Annotated in this window: 11 protein-coding genes; 8 read left to right on the top strand and 3 right to left on the bottom strand. The window is 38.8% G+C overall.

Annotation, left to right across the window (positions count from 1 at the left end):
* Positions 1–43: 43 nt before the first annotated feature.
* The 3 genes from D0817_RS05000 to D0817_RS26180 all read right to left on the bottom strand — a co-directional run bounded on the left by D0817_RS05000 (position 44) and on the right by D0817_RS26180 (position 2,294).
* Entirely contained in the window at positions 44–1,072 is a 1,029-nt protein-coding gene (locus D0817_RS05000; protein ID WP_127337311.1) for a hypothetical protein, read from the bottom strand.
* Entirely contained in the window at positions 1,063–1,689 is a 627-nt protein-coding gene (locus D0817_RS26185) for a hypothetical protein (protein ID WP_238160818.1), read from the bottom strand. The genes D0817_RS05000 and D0817_RS26185 overlap by 10 nt, the downstream gene beginning before the upstream one ends.
* Positions 1,690–1,838: 149 nt before the next feature.
* Entirely contained in the window at positions 1,839–2,294 is a 456-nt protein-coding gene (locus D0817_RS26180) for a hypothetical protein (protein ID WP_238160817.1), read from the bottom strand.
* Positions 2,295–2,638: 344 nt separating this feature from the next.
* On the opposite strand from D0817_RS26180, the gene D0817_RS04990 reads away from it, so the two are divergent.
* From D0817_RS04990 to D0817_RS04955, 8 genes are all read left to right on the top strand, one after another.
* Complete coding sequence (locus D0817_RS04990; protein ID WP_127337310.1) at positions 2,639–3,235, top strand: TetR/AcrR family transcriptional regulator; 597 nt, start codon at positions 2,639–2,641, stop codon at positions 3,233–3,235.
* Between the two features lie 6 nt (positions 3,236–3,241).
* On the top strand, positions 3,242–3,469 hold the full coding sequence (locus tag D0817_RS04985) for a hypothetical protein (protein WP_127337309.1): 228 nt from the start codon (positions 3,242–3,244) through the stop codon (positions 3,467–3,469).
* An 18-nt stretch (positions 3,470–3,487) separates the two neighbouring features.
* On the top strand, positions 3,488–4,732 hold the full coding sequence (locus D0817_RS04980) for an MFS transporter (protein ID WP_127337308.1): 1,245 nt from the start codon (positions 3,488–3,490) through the stop codon (positions 4,730–4,732).
* 373 nt (positions 4,733–5,105) lie between these two features.
* Positions 5,106–6,116: a LacI family DNA-binding transcriptional regulator gene (locus D0817_RS04975; RefSeq protein ID WP_127337307.1), complete on the top strand. Its 1,011-nt coding sequence runs from the start codon at positions 5,106–5,108 to the stop codon at positions 6,114–6,116.
* 281 nt (positions 6,117–6,397) lie between these two features.
* Positions 6,398–9,490, top strand: a complete 3,093-nt coding sequence (locus tag D0817_RS04970) for a SusC/RagA family TonB-linked outer membrane protein (protein ID WP_238160816.1) — start codon at positions 6,398–6,400, stop codon at positions 9,488–9,490.
* Between the two features lie 11 nt (positions 9,491–9,501).
* Positions 9,502–11,016 (top strand): SusD/RagB family nutrient-binding outer membrane lipoprotein, encoded by a 1,515-nt coding sequence (locus D0817_RS04965; RefSeq protein ID WP_127337305.1) that lies wholly within the window; start codon positions 9,502–9,504, stop codon positions 11,014–11,016.
* A 419-nt stretch (positions 11,017–11,435) separates the two neighbouring features.
* The gene (locus tag D0817_RS04960; RefSeq protein ID WP_127337304.1) at positions 11,436–13,712 is read left to right on the top strand and encodes a GH92 family glycosyl hydrolase; all 2,277 of its coding nucleotides are present in this window, start codon (positions 11,436–11,438) and stop codon (positions 13,710–13,712) included.
* A gap of 183 nt (positions 13,713–13,895) precedes the next feature.
* Entirely contained in the window at positions 13,896–16,181 is a 2,286-nt protein-coding gene (locus D0817_RS04955) for a GH92 family glycosyl hydrolase (RefSeq protein WP_127337303.1), read from the top strand.
* The last annotated feature ends 6 nt before the right edge of the window (positions 16,182–16,187 follow it).

Here is a 16,187-nt window from a genome sequence, read left to right as displayed (position 1 = left end):
TAAAAAAGCTGCTTCCGATATTATTCAGGAAGCAGCTTTTATTTTAGTTTTGTTCGCTAATCGCGGCTTTCTTTAGCCTGAGTATGCGTATTTTTTTATTGGTATTATCCGCTACGAAGATACGGTCTTCTAACTGTGCAATACCCAAAATAGTTCCAAAAGGATTTTCGCCCATAATGTCGTTCGCATTGATCCTGGCGGAGTAGGTTTTGTTAAGAAATTCTTCTTTCGGATAGAATCGTAAAAAATTGACAGCACCTACATTTTCAGAAGTGATGGCCCAGTCGCTATTGATCGAAACAGCAAGAGGCTTAGCATCTGAAAACGGCTTGGTTACCGGAACAAGCGGAGTGGTGAGTGAAGCCGCAGCATTGGCACGAATCGAAGCAATATCATAATACAAATAGGCTTTGGCATTTCGTCCCGCAACAACCAGATTTCCGCCTTCGACCTGCAGGGAATAAAATTCATCATATCCGTTTAACGTATTTAATTTTGCAATCGGCGCTAAGTCCCATTTACTGGTTTCTGTAATTTGGGAGGTTTCAAAAACTTTAATAGTCGTGTTTTTTTCCTTCACGAAAACCAGCCCGTCTTTGACTACAACACCAAAAACGTGTACAAAAGTATTCCACCATTGTCCGTTACCCACCGTATTGATTCCTAAAGTCGTAGTTTCATCCAATACAAAAAGACGTGAATCGACACTTCCGAGATAGATTCTTTTATTATCTACGCAAACAGAAGAAAGATTGGTAAAATCGATGTTTGTTGCTCCTTTAGAAAAGGCAGTTACAGATTTTAGGTGTTTCAACGTTTTAGCATCAAAAATTTCAAGGACATTCGCATTGCAGACATATAATTTATCATTGGCAATGGTGATTCCCCTCGGGTCAAGCGTAGCTGTACCGTCTCCAATCTGTGCAGCTGTTATGGATGCTTCATCTGTCGGATAATAGTAATATTTATCGTCTGTAGCTGCATTTGTATCATCGTTATCGTTGCAGCCTGTAAGTATCAGAAGCAGTACCAAAACTACTTTAGGCAGCGTGTAAAGTCTTTTTAATTCCATTTTCCTTCTCCTTTATATTTTACTAAAAATGCGTTTTTCGGATCAATTTTAAAAACCGGTTTCGTGTAAGTTCCGTTTAGATATTTTGTTTTGCTGTACGTTTTTAAAATATCCGGATCAATAAAAGGAAGGTCGTTGATGTATATCAAATATTTATAGAACTGCGTCAGCATTTCCTGTTGTCCGCCGCCTTCGCCGCTATTGGCAAAATTACTGTCATGGTTATAGCCCGTATGGTGGGAATATTCATGTGACCAGAGTGACATTTCCCCTTTCCAGTGTCCGCTTACATAATTAGATTCATACTGAGAAGCCAGTGGTCCGCCTCCCCAGGCAGCATCACCGCCCACCATGGCCATGTAAAGCGTTCTTCCGTCCACATAGTCCCAGTATCGTTTTTCGATCTCGGCTTTGGTAAAATAATCGTACTGGCCATTGGCATCCGCAGTATTGCCATGCCAGTCGGTAGCTCCGGGTACAGCAGTTCCCGCTGCTGCGGCCTGTTCTTTTTTATAAAGATCGAAATTATTATGTGTCTGATAGTAGATCGGATGGCTTAAAGCATAGGAATAATTGATAATCATCGTAATGGCTTCTTTCGCCAATACGGGATTCATAGGCAGGTATTTACCATATTCGTCAATATGGTAACCGTCATGAAACTGAACCAGTTGCGAAGATTTTATTTTCTTGAATTTCGCAAATAAGGGATCGGAAGATTCTACTGAAAATTCGATTCCGCCAGTTGAAAAACCCTCTATTTTATCTATAGTAACTGTTTTCCGTCTTCCAGTTCGTAATCATTTTTTGCCGAAACCAATGGAATTTGATGCAATGATCGATGAAAAGCTGGAATCTGCGTAAAGTGATACAGTACAAAACGTTTCTCGTAGTTGGGTAATTTGGCATAAATTTTTACATCCTTAAGGCCAACCGGGGAGTAAAGGGATAACTGTACAGAATCTTTTCCTTTTTGGATGACCTGTACCGGCTGATTTACACGAAACCAGCGGTCCTTTTTGTCGTACATTCTGGCAGGATCTTCATCGTCTTCAAATAAGGTCATTGGGTGGTTTGCTGCCGAAAGTTTTGTTGCATCAATCTGTGGCAGATAATTGGCGGTATAATCGCCCGAATCAGTATCGCTGCAGCTGGTCTGCAGCATGATGGTTAAGAGTAATAAGCCTATTGAGGACAGGCTTTTAAAAAGTGTAGGTTTCATTGTTGTTAAATTTGAATGTTAAAAAAAGGGGGACTTTTCTTTTATATTATAGTGGCTACGCTATCAGTTTAAAGGTTAAAAAACAATTACTTCATTTTAATTCGCGGGCAAAATAACGAAATTATCATACAAGTACTACAGATTATTGCAAAAAATATAATAATTGTCATTAGATTATTTTTTTTCACCTGAATCTGAAAAGTTAATAAATACCAAAACGTATTTTAAATACGAATATTGTTTTAACATAAATCACTTTTAAAAAAATATTACAGAATCCAAAAAAAAACAATAAATAAAAGAATGTTCATTCATTTATTATTTTATCTTTGCTAAAAAATGTCATGAGAGTAAGAGATATTGATAAAGAAAAACTGGTTATTGCCAATGCAATAGATCAAATCGTACAGGATGGATTTCAGGGTTTCAGTATGAACAAACTTGCGAAAGCTTGTAATATCTCTGTTGGTACATTATATATTTATTATAAAGACAAGGATGATTTAATTCAAAAAATAGGAGCAACCGTCGCTCTTGAGTTTTTTTCAAGTACAATTCAAAATTTCTCGCCCGAAATGTCATTTGAAGAAGGATTATGGATACAATGGATAAACAGGGCTGATTTTACCATGAAGTATCCGAAGCAAGTTGCTTTTTTTGAAATTATCAAACACTCTCCCCACGGAGAAATAATATTAAATTCTACCACCAAATTTTCGGATTTCAGGATGATTATGAAACAGTTTATCGATAACGCTCTGCATAATAAGGAAATTTCGCCAATGACATTTGAAGCTTTTTGGGCCGTTGCTTACGGGCCATTATACACTTTATTAAACTTTCATACCGATGGTAAGAGTATGGGAGGGAAACCGTTTGTTCTTACCGATACAATAATGAAAGAAGCTTTTCAGGCAACCATAAAAGCTTTAAAACCATGAAAAGTTATGGATATAGATTTAAACACAGTACATATTTTTAAGACGAATATTGGAAAAATCGATACAGGCTGCGCAATGTATCATGAGCTGAACAACCACGATGCTATACGACAATGGAGCATAGATCATGAGGATATTGATTGTGTATTGCGGGTAGTTTCAGAATCGCTTCAGCCAAATCAAATTATTACTCTTATCAGTGAATTCGGGCATCAATGCCGGGAATTGATATAAAAAACAAATCTATTCAAAATGGAAAAAACTACTGCAGTAAATACTGCTTTTACTTTAAAACAAATCATAATTATTGCCATTCTGGCGCTTTTACAATTTACGGTTATACTTGATTTTATTATTATTTCCCCATTGGGCGATATATTAATGAAAACGCTGGACATGACGACGTCCAAATTTGGATTTACGGTTTCTGCTTACGCTTTCAGTGCCGGAATTTCAGGATTACTGGCAGCGGGCTTCGCTGATAAATTCGACAGAAAAAAACTGCTCATTTTCTTTTACACCGGATTTATTATCGGTACTCTTTTTTGTGCACTGGCTTCCAATTACTGGATGCTGCTTTTCGCGCGGATTTTTACAGGCCTTTTTGGCGGTGTTATCGGTTCGGTTTCGCTTGCCATCGTGACCGACTTATTTGTAATTCAGCAAAGAGGACGTGTAATGGGATCGATACAGATGGCTTATGCGGTAAGTCAGATTTTGGGAATACCACTCGGATTGTATTTTGCCAATAACTGGGGATGGCATTCTGCCTTTATCATGATTGCCGTGTTGGGAGCATTGATTCTGGTTGCCATTATTACTCAGATGGAACCTGTAACAAATCATCTCAAATTGCAGTCAGACAAAAGTCCTTTTCTGCACCTGTGGCATACACTTCAGAATAAAAACTACCAGATTGGTTTTGCCGCAATTGCATTTCTTTCAGTAGGCGGTTTTATGTTACAACCTTTTGGGAGTGCTTTTCTCGTAAACAATATTCACATAAGCCACCTTCAGTTGCCAATGGTATTTTTCTTTACGGGACTTTCGGTGCTTATTATTATGCCTTTGGTGGGAAAACTAAGCGATAAAGTCAATAAATTTAAGCTGTTTGCTGTTGGATCTCTGGTTTCGGTAATTATGATCTTAATTTATACCAATCTTGATCCTATCCCACTATGGGAAGTCGTGGCCATCAATATGGTATTGTTTATGGGAATCATGAGCCGAATGATTCCTGCGACAACGCTGAATACAGCCATTCCGGAAATGAAAGATCGTGGTGCCTATATGTCTATCACTTCTTCACTGCAGCAAATTGCAGGTGGTATCGCAGCGGTATGTGCAGGGTTCATTGTCCATCAGGAAACTAAAACTTCTCCCCTGGAAAATTATGATGTCCTGGGATATGTTATTGCCGTTATTACCTTCTGTTCTGTACTGCTAATGTGGAGAGTAAACCAATTGGCAAAATCCAAAGAGAAAAGTATCCTGTAAAAAATCGCGGAAGAAACATTTCTGATAAATTTTCACAATAAATAAAAAAAAAGACGATCGCTGATCGTCTTTTTTTTTGATCAAAATGAAGATGAAGATAAATTTAATAAATCAAAAATCACACTCTGTAATCAGTCGGGGTTTTTATTATTTTACTGGATATGAGCTGAAATACAGGCATTAATACTTTTATTTGCCTGAAAACACAAAATGATAATTATGGTCAAAAACATCATAATTGCTGAGTATAATGTTTTAAATTAGCATTAAAATAGTGATTTATTGGAAAAAATATTTTACTAAAACGATTTTGTAAATCAGTTTTATATATATTTGTTCAACTAATTAAATTCCATTTAATACAAACCATTTAATGAAAAGAATCACAATTAAGGATATTGCTACTGAGGCCCAGGTATCGATATCTACAGTTTCTTTTGTTATTAATGGGAAAGGGGAGAAAATGGCAATTAGTCCTCCTGTCATAAAAAAAGTACAGGAAGTGGCACAAAAACTCCACTACCGTCCAAGCATGATTGCGAGCAGTCTCAGAACGGGAAAAACACGGTCGATTGGTCTTATTGTAGAAGACATCTCCAACCAGTTTTTTGCAGATTTAGCCAGGGTAATAGAAGATGAAGCAAAAAATCTTGATTACAGGGTTTTCTATTGCAGTACGGGAGATGATGGTGCACGTTGTGAAGAATTGGTACAAAGTCTTTTGCAGGCCAATGTAGAAGGGTTTATTATTACACCCACAAAAAATTTAGAAAAGAGTATTGATCTTCTGTTGAAATTACAGAAACCGGTTGTTTTAATCGACAGGTATTTTGCCCATCAGAAAGTAAGTCATGTCGTGATGGATAATTATGAGGGGTCCTTTTCTGCGACTAAATATTTAATGAATAAAGGATGCAAAAACATAGCGGTTGTCAATAATACATCTGAAATGATACAGATGAAATTAAGGGAGAAAGGCTATAAAGATGCATTAAAAGAAGAAGGCATGTACGATAAATCGCTTGCCCTTTATTTGGATTACCATACGAATGAGCAGCGCAGAATTGAGGCTATTGTACGCTTTTTTAATAAAAACCCGAAGATTGACGCTGTTTTATTTTTAGCCAATTATATGGGACTTGTAGGTTTGCAGGCTTTTAAAGGTATGGGGTACAGAATCCCGGAGGATATCTCGGTAATCAGTTTTGATGATCACGACAGTTTCAAATTGCATACACCCACGATTTCCGTGATTGCACAGCCGATAGAAGATATTGCCATTAAATCTATTGAGTTACTGATGAGCCAGATGACAGATTTAGATGCTTTTAAAGTCGAAAAGGTGCTTAAGAAAGGCACATTGATAGTCAGGGAGTCAGTTTAAATTTCTCTGAATATTTTAAAATTAGAAAAAATAAAAAATCAATTAAGACGCGGTTTTTTTTACCCATTTCACTAAAACGTTTTAGTAAATAAAACAGCTGAAGCTGCTTAATAAGTGATTTTTACCAAGTATTTTTATGTAGTAAAAACGGACAAGAACTATTTTTTTATAACGATATAACTACTTTTTTTATTTAAACTGAGTTCAATTTTTTATTAATATTTAAAACAAACAGATTAAAAACAAACACAAATCAAACAAATAAACCAAAAAAAATGCTTATGAAACGAATTTTAGCAGTGTTAGGAATGGTATTGTTCAGTAGCTTAGGAGCTGTTGCACAAAATCGATTAATAACAGGCATAGTGGCAGATGCAGAGAACAAGGGAATTGTTGCTGCATCAATCGAGGTTCAGGGAAAACCATTCAGCGCAATTACAGACGCCGAAGGTCGCTTTAAGATGAATGTTCCGGAAGGAAAGGTTACTTTAAATGTAACTTCTATAGGTTTTGTATCAAAATCAGTGGTGCTTCAGGCAACTGAAAGCAGGGTTTCAGTGGTACTGACAGAAAATGCGCAGGAATTAAAAGATGTGGTCGTAACTTCCTTTGGAGTTAAGAAACAGAGAAAAAGTTTAGGTTATGCCGTTGGAGAACTGAAAGGGGATGACCTTACCAAAAATAAAGAAATTAACTTAGGAAATGCCCTTCAGGGGAGAATAGCCGGGGTTAACGTTTCCGCACCGGTTACAGGACCCTCCGGTTCAAGCCGTGTGGTAATTCGTGGAGCCACTTCAGCTTCCGGACTTAACCAGCCCTTGTATGTAGTAGACGGTATTCCGATTGATAATACGCAACAGGGAAATGCAGGAATGTACGGAGGAGCCGATAAGGGTGACGGTATGTCTTCCTTCAATCCCGATGATATTGCCTCAATGTCGGTACTAAAAGGTAGTGCCGCTTCAGCGCTTTACGGCTACCGCGGATCAAATGGTGTTATCTTAATTACCACCAAAAAAGGGAAAAACGGAACCGGAATCGGAGTTGATTTCAGTACAAATTCGACTTTCAATACACCGGCAAGCCTTTTAGACTGGCAGGACCAATATGGTGCAGGAGCACCGGATGCAAACGGAGTTCCAACCCGATTTACCAATTTACAGGAACTTAGGGATTCTTACTATTTCGCCTGGGGAGATAAGTACGACGGAACACCCTCACTTGCTCTGGACGGAAAAACGAGACCGTATCAGGCATACGGAAAAGACAACGTTGAAAATTTCTACAGAACTGGTCATTCTTTCAGTAATACCCTGGCCATTTCAGGCGGGAATGAAACGACAAATTTCAGATTGTCTTTCGGAAATACAAAAGACGAGTCTATTTTACCGGGAACAAATTTCGGAAGAAATAACATTACGCTGAGTTTAAACACGTCTCCAAACAAAAAAATAAGTATTGAGTCCAACGCACAATATATTTCGGAGAAAAGTAAAAACAGGCCTTATCTGAATGACTCGCCAAGAAACCCTTCTTTCCCGACTACTTTTATGACGCCGGGTACCGACATCAGATGGCTGCGCAACCCGTACGATGCCAATGGTGGAGAAGAAGATTACCTGGGAGCAAACGTCTACCATACCAATCCGTACTTTGCAACAGATCAGACTTTAAACACGGATCTTAGAAAACGTTTTATAGGTTCTGCAAAAGTTACCTATAACATTACAGATAAAATCTACGCAAAAGCAGTGGTGGGTATTGATGATATTAACTACGAATATACAGAGATTGAGCCAACCGGAATCAATTACAATATTGGCGGATCTATTGAAGACAGAATTGAGAACCGCTCTGAATTTAATGCTTCGGGTTACTTAGGGTACAAAAGTGACATCGCTAAAAATCTTTCACTGGATGCTTTTATTGGAGCAAACCGTCAGGATAACCGATACAACGGTATTAAAATGAAAGGAAATAATTTTATTGTACCATTCAAATATTTCTATGGAAATACGCAACCGGACAAAACAGAGAAATTATTTTCGGAACGCGAAGTAAACTCCCTTTTTTATTCTGCTGATTTAGCCTATAAAGATTTCTTATTTTTAAGTTTAACAGGCCGTGAAGATTGGTTTTCTACTTTAGATCCTGAAGATAACAGCATTTTTTATCCATCGGTAAGTACCAGTTTTATTTATTCTGAAGTGATCAAATTACCTGAATGGATGTCTTATGGTAAGATCAGGGCAGGATGGGGTAACGTGGGAGGCGGATTGCAGGAAGCCTATGCCTTATCACTGACTTATACCACACCGGACGGGCAAACAGATTCACAAGGGCAGCCCATTTTAGGTGTAAATGGGGATACCGTTAACAATCGAAACCTAAGACCTTATAATGTAAGTACGATAGAGTTTGGTTTTGAAAATACATTTTTCAATAACCGGTTAAGTACCGATTTGACTTTCTACAGCAAGAAAACAACAAAGGATATTGCAGATGCTGATATCTCCCAGGCTTCGGGTTACAGAACGACTAAAATCAATGTGGGGGAAATCCTGAACAAAGGGGTGGAATTTGCAGTGAATCTAAAAGCAGTAAAAACACCAAGTTTTTCGTGGAGTGTAGGCTATAATTTTGCGTACAACGAGAGTGAAGTACTGAGCCTTTCAGATAAAATCAATACCAAATCATTAGAAGGAAACAGAGACGCAAGAGCTTCTGTAGTTTTAGAAAAAGGGCAGCCTTTCGGAGTTATCAAAGCGTATGATTACTTAAGAGATGCCAGCGGAAATATCGTTCTGGATACCAACGGTAAATTCCTTCGAGGAAACTTAATCATTGCAGGACAAGGTGTAGCGCCGGTTTCAATGGGTCTTTCAAATGATTTCAGTTATAAAAATTTCACACTTTCCGTTTTTGTAGATGCTAAATTCGGAGGCGAAATCTATTCGGCGACCAACCAGTTAGGAACGCGTTACGGATTATCCGAAATTACACTTCCGGGTCGTGAAGGCGGAGTAGCCGTAACAGGTACAGATGTGAATGGTAATGCTGTAAACCAAACCGTATCAGCCTATGATTACTGGAGAAGTTACAGTGACGTGACCTCAAACTTTGTGTACGATGCCGATTTTGTGAAGTTAAGAGCGATTTCTTTTAGCTACAATTTCCCAAAAAACTATATCGAGAAAACTCCATTTCAGGCCATAAGTTTAGCTTTTTCTGCCCATAATTTATGGACGATTTATGACAAAGTTCCAAACATTGATCCGGAGTCCAACTATTCCAATAGTAATGCTCAGGGTATGGAAAGAGCCTCTATGCCATTGACCAGAAACTACGGTATAACGCTTAATGTTAAATTCTAATAGTAAATAAGATGAAAAATAAATATATAAAAACATTTTGTATCGCAATGGTTGGTGCCTTGACGCTGTCATCCTGCGATAAAGGATTCGAAGAACTGAATACGAATCCAAATGCCCTTACAGATCCGGCTTTAAAATCAATGTTTACGCTTGCAGAAATCTATGTGGACGGACAGGATTTTTCGAATACAAGGGGAAATAATATTTACGCCGCGCAATATGTACAGCATTTCGCTTCACTGGGAGGGGGATCAAAATATACCTATTCTTCGGAGTATTCAGGCGCTTTGTTTGGAGAAACATACGGGAAAGGACTGAATCAGATTTTTCAGTTATTATCGGTAACACCCAATACACCGGAAAATTCCAATATGGTTCAGGCCCTTAGGATTATGAAAGTATTCCTGTTTCAAAAACTGACAGATACCTATGGTGAAGTTCCTTATTTCGAAGCCGGAAAAGGATATACCCACAATATATATGACCCAAAATACGATACGCAGGAAGCGATCTATAATGACCTTCTAAAAGAACTTGATGAAGCCGGAACAGCATTAGATGCCAATAAAGCTTTTGTCGGAAATGCTGATTTGTATTACCAGAGTGATGTTACAAGATGGAAAAAACTGGCCAACTCCCTGATGTTGAGAGTAGCCATGCGTTTGTCTAAAGTAAACCCTGCCAAAGCAAAAGAATATGTAGAGAAAGCAGTTGCAAAAGGAGTTTTTACGTCTAATGATGACAGTCTTGTTCTAAAACATGATGCAGGCCCTGCAGGAGTGAAAACAAATCCAATTACCTCTTCATGGGTTCGAAATGACCTGAACGGAGGAGAGTCGAATATTAAATTCAGTAAAACTTTTATCGATTTACTGAAAAATACCAACGATCCGCGTTTAAGAATCTATGCAAAACTGGAAGCAACAGGAAACAACAATCCGGCAAGTCAGCAAGGTTTGCCAAATGAAGCCAAAGAATTTCCGGGAGGAGACAAAAAACTTTTCTCAGACCCGAATACTTCTACAGTATTGCGTTTAGATGCCCCGACTTTGATCATGTCTTTTGCTGAAGTAAAATTTATACTGGCAGAAGCAGCCGTACGAGGATGGAATGTGGGCGGAACAGCGCAGCAACATTACGAAAACGGAGTAAAAGCCGCTATGGAAGTGCTGACTATTTTCGGAGACAAAGTACCTGCGGTGACTCCAGCGGAATACAACACTTATATTACAACTTATCCTTTTAAATCGGCCGGTACAGATGCCCAGAAAATAGAACAAATTATAACGCAGAAATGGATTGTATTGCTGTTTAATGGTTTTGAAGCTTTTTCTGAGTACAGAAGAACAGGTTATCCGGTATTGGTTCCGGTGAATGATCCTACGGGAGAGACCAAAGGAACTATTCCGAGAAGATTGATTTACGATCAGTCGGAACTGATTACCAATGAAGCCAATTACAAAGCGGCCATACAGCGTCAGGGATTGGATTTGATGACAACCAGAATCTGGTGGGACAAAGTTTAAAATAATTAATTTTGGTTGATTAGTTAAAATAAGTCGGGTACGATCCTGTTATCCGGCTTATTTTTTAATCACTCTGCTGCTAATAGTCAAAAGGGTTCGTATTGTTCAGGTTTGTTTTAGAGGTATAATGTCTTTTTTTTCGCAACAGCTAAAAATGCTCTTGCTGAAAAAGAGGGGATTTTTGTCATACAAATCAAAGCAATAGAGAAGCACTTTTTAATTATTAAAAGTGATTGTTTAAGTTTCAAAGTTTCAGGTTTCAGGTTTCAAGTTTCAAAGTTTCAGGTTTCAAAGTTTCATGTTTCAAGTTTCAAAGTGACAAAGCAATATTTTGCGACCTTTGCGTAACCCGTGGCGACCTTTGCGGTTAAGTATTCATCCGTGACCCATCAAAAAAGTCAAATATTAAAACAAAATAAATGTTTACAAAATATAACAAAATAGCCTTTAGCGGAATTTTAGCTTTAAACCTTTTTTTGGCCAGTCCGGTGATTTCACAGGAAAAAAAAGCAAATCAGAAAAGTACCGATTACACCCAATATGTAAATCCATTCATTGGCTCTGCGGGTCATGGTCACGTATTTGTGGGCGCTAATGTTCCTTTTGGAGCCGTTCAACTGGGGCCTGTAAATGTTTTTGAAGGCTGGGACTGGTGCAGCGGATATAATTATGCCAGCAACACCATCTTAGGTTTTACGCATACCCATTTGAGCGGCACGGGAATTGGGGATTTAAACGATATCCTTTTACTGCCCGTATCCGGAAAAGTCGCCCTTACCAAAGGAACCAAAGAAGATATGGCAAACGGTTACGGTTCTTATTTTTCACATCAGAACGAAGTAAGCCAACCGGGTTATTACAGCGTTGTGTTAGACAAGTATAAAATCAAAGCCGAATTAACAGCAAGTGAAAGAGTCGGTTTCCATAAATACACTTTCGATTCCGCTACTGATGCTCATGTTTTATTGGACCTTGCCGATGGAATAGGATGGGACAAACCTGTAAAAACATATATTAAAAAAATAAACGAAACGACTCTTGCCGGCTACCGGTATTCGGCGGGCTGGGCAACTGACCAGCGCATCTATTTTACGATGGAATTCTCAGAACCAATAACCGCTATGGCTTTATATGAAAGCATTGCTCCGGTAAAAGGCAGTGAAGCGGAAGGTGTGCGAATGAAAGCCGTTTTAGATTTTAAAGCTTTAAAAAACAAACAGGTTCTCGTAAAAGTCGGAATCTCTCCTGTAAGTTCCGAAAATGCCGCTGCCAATATAAAAGCAGAAATTCCGGCTTGGGATTTTAATAAAACAGTAAAAGAAGCCAACTCAAAATGGAATAAGGAGTTAAATAAAATTCAGATCAAAGCAGACGACAAAACAATGAAAGTTTTTTATACTTCCTTGTATCATACGATGTTTGCGCCTTCTATTTTTAACGATGCCAACGGAGATTACAGAGGAACCGATAAAAAGGTCTATGAGAAAGCTGATTTTACCAATTACACGACTTTTTCACTTTGGGATACCTACCGTGGTTTACATCCTTTGTACACTATTACACAACCCGAAAAGATTAATGATATTGTGAAATCGTTTTTGGCCATTTACCAACAGCAGGGCAGATTACCGGTCTGGCATTTGATGGGGAATGAAACAAATACGATGAATGGAAATCACTCCATTGCAGTTATTGCAGATGCCTACCTGAAAGGATACAGAGATTACGACACGGCACTTGCCTACGAAGCCATCAAAAAAACGGCCATGCAAACCCGCGACGGAATGGATTATGTGCAGCAATTAGAATATATTCCGGCTGATAAAATGCTGGAATCCGTTGGAAATGCTTTGGAATATGCCATTGATGATTACTGCGTGGCCCAAATGGCAAAAGCCTTAAACAAAACCGAAGATTATGTTTATTTTACCAAAAGAGCCAATTTGTATAAGCTCTATTTCGATAAAGAAACCACTTTCATGCGGGGTAAGTTAGCCGATGGAAACTGGAGAACGCCTTTTAATCCGCTTTCTTCAGCACACCGCAAAGACGATTATGTAGAAGGTAATGCCTGGCAGTACACCTGGCTGGTACCTCAGGATCCGTATGGTTTGATCGATTTATTTGGAAGTGAGGACAAGTTCGTAGCCAAATTAGACGCCTTATTTTTACTGACGGATAAAGTAGAAGGAGAAGAAGTTTCCCCGGATATCAGTGGCCTAATCGGACAATACGCACAGGGAAATGAGCCCAATCACCATATTCCATATCTATATGCGTACGCCGGACAGCCCTGGAAAACAGCAAAACTAATTCGTGAAATTGACGATAAATTTTACACCACAAAACCCGACGGCTTATGTGGGAATGAAGACTTAGGACAAATGTCGGCCTGGTATGTGCTCTCATCTATGGGATTCTATTCCGTTAATCCCGCCAATGGAATATATGTTTTGGGAAGTCCGTTGGTCAATACGGCTACAATCCATCATAAAGAAGGGATTTCGTTTACGGTGAAAGCAATCGATAACAGTAATACAAACATCTATATCCAAAAAGCAGAGTACAACGGCAAACCCTATACAAAATCCTATATCACACACGAGATGATCGTAAAAGGAGGAGAATTAAAATTGTATATGGGCAGCAAACCTTCTTTGACTTTTGGAGTTAAGAAAGAAGACAGGCCTATTTAGGGAGTTTTCAGTCTCGGTCACAGTTTGCAGTCACAGTTTCAGTCTCAGTTTTCAGTCACAGTCTCAGTTTTCATTTCACAACAAATAACAAATAACGCACAACACACAACACACAATACACAACACACAATACACAACACATAACTCATAACACATAACTCACAACTCATAATCAATTAAAACATGAAAATAAAGAGTTTAATTTTTTTAGGATTATTACAATATTGTGTTTTTCTAAACGCGCAGGTTAAAACTTTAGATCCGGTAGAATATGTAAATCCGCTGATGGGAACACAATCGCTGCCTAATCTTTCGAACGGAAATACCTATCCGGCGATTTGTAGGCCCTGGGGCATGAATTTCTGGACACCGCAAACCGGAAAAATGGGCGACGGTTGGGCATATACCTATACCGCAGAAAAGATCAGGGGATTCAAACAAACCCACCAGCCATCACCATGGATGAACGATTACGGCCAGTTTTCGATTATGCCGGTTACCGGTAAAGTTGCTTTTACAGAAGACGATCGTGCCAGCTGGTTCAGTCATAAAGCGGAGGTTTCAAAGCCTTATTTTTACAGCGTTTACCTCGCAGATTATGATGTGACAACAGAAATAACCACGACAGAAAGAGCGGCGCATTTTCAGATAACATTTCCGGATAATGAAAAATCTTCCATTGTAATTGATGCTTTCAATAAAGGATCCTACATTAAAATTATTCCGTCAGAAAATAAAATTATTGGTTACACCACCCGCAATAGCGGAGGAGTTCCTGAGAATTTCAAAAACTATTTCGTATTGCAGTTCGACAAGCCATTTTTGACCAGCTCCACCTGGAATGAGACAATTCTGGAAAAAGATAAATTAGAGCTGACGGGGACTCATGTAGGTGCAGTAGTTGGTTTTAAAACCAAAAAAGGAGAAAAGGTAAACATAAAAGTAGCTTCTTCTTTTATTAGTACAGCGCAGGCAGAATTAAATTTAAAGAACGAATTAGGAGCCGCTACTTTTGATGAAACTGTAGCAGAATCAAAAAGAGAATGGAACAAAGTCTTAGGAAAAATAACGGTTGAAGACACGAACGAAGAGCAGTTAAAAACGTTCTATTCCTGTTTGTACCGCACGGTGTGTTTCCCGCAAAAGCAGTACGAAATAGATGCCAATGGAAAAATCGTGCATTACAGTCCGTACAACGGAAAAGTGCTGCCCGGTTATATGTTTGCAGGAACCGGTTTTTGGGATACTTTCCGCGCTTTGTACCCTTTACTGAATTTAGTCTATCCTTCTATCAACAAAGAAATGCAGGAAGGTCTAGTAAATGATTATAAAGAAGGCGGTTTTTTACCGGAATGGTCCAGTCCCGGTTTTAGAAATGTCATGGTCGGAAATAATTCAGCCTCCATAGTTTCGGATGCCTATATGAAAGGATTAAGAGGTTATGATATCAATACGTTATACGAAGCCCTGCTGCACGGAGCGAATAACGAAGGACCGATGGACGCGGTGGGCAGAAAAGGAGTGAATTACTACAATATATTAGGTTATGTTCCTTATGATGCCGGTATTAACGAAAATGCCGCCAGAACATTAGAATACGCTTATGATGATTTTACGATCTGGAAGCTGGCCAAAGCCCTCAACCGCCCGAATAAAGAAATAAGGCTGTTCGAAAAACGAATGATGAATTACAAAAACCTCTACAATCCGGCTATCGGACTCATGAGCGGAAGGAATAAAGACGGAAGTTTTCCGGCCAGTTTTAATCCGTTTAAATGGGGAGATGCCTTTACGGAAGGGAACAGCTGGCATTACAGCTGGAGTGTATTTCATGATGTTCACGGTTTAATCGGTCTGATGGGCGGCGAAAAAGCATTCACAGCTAAATTAGATGCCGTATTCACCACGCCTCCGGTTTTTGATGATACTTATTATGGTTCTGTTATTCATGAAATCCGTGAAATGCAAATCATGAACATGGGGCAATATGCACACGGTAATCAGCCGATTCAGCATATGATTTATTTATACAATTACGCAGGAGAACCGTGGAAAACACAATACTGGTCACGAGAAGTGATGAACCGCCTGTACAAACCAACGCCGGACGGATATTGCGGTGATGAAGACAACGGACAAACTTCGGCCTGGTATATTTTCTCGGCTATGGGATTCTATCCGGTTTGTCCCGGAACCGATGAATATGTGCTGGGGGCACCCTTATTTAAGAAAACAACCCTGCAATTGGAAAACGGAAAACAGCTGATCATCAATGCGCCCGATAATTCAGAAAGCAACAGATATGTCAATGAATTAAGATGGAATAATTCGAAACATAACAAAAATTACATCAATCATTTTGATGTGTTAGAAGGTGGCGAATTAAATTTTGATATGACCAGTTCCCCTAATTTACAAAGAGGTACAGCAGCAGAAGCGTATCCGTATTCTTATTCAACTTCAAAATAAACTTTT

Origin of the sequence: Flavobacterium cupreum, assembly GCF_003996965.1 — a bacterium.
Lineage (GTDB): Bacteria > Bacteroidota > Bacteroidia > Flavobacteriales > Flavobacteriaceae > Flavobacterium > Flavobacterium cupreum.
This window is presented reverse-complemented; position numbering and strand designations above follow the sequence as displayed.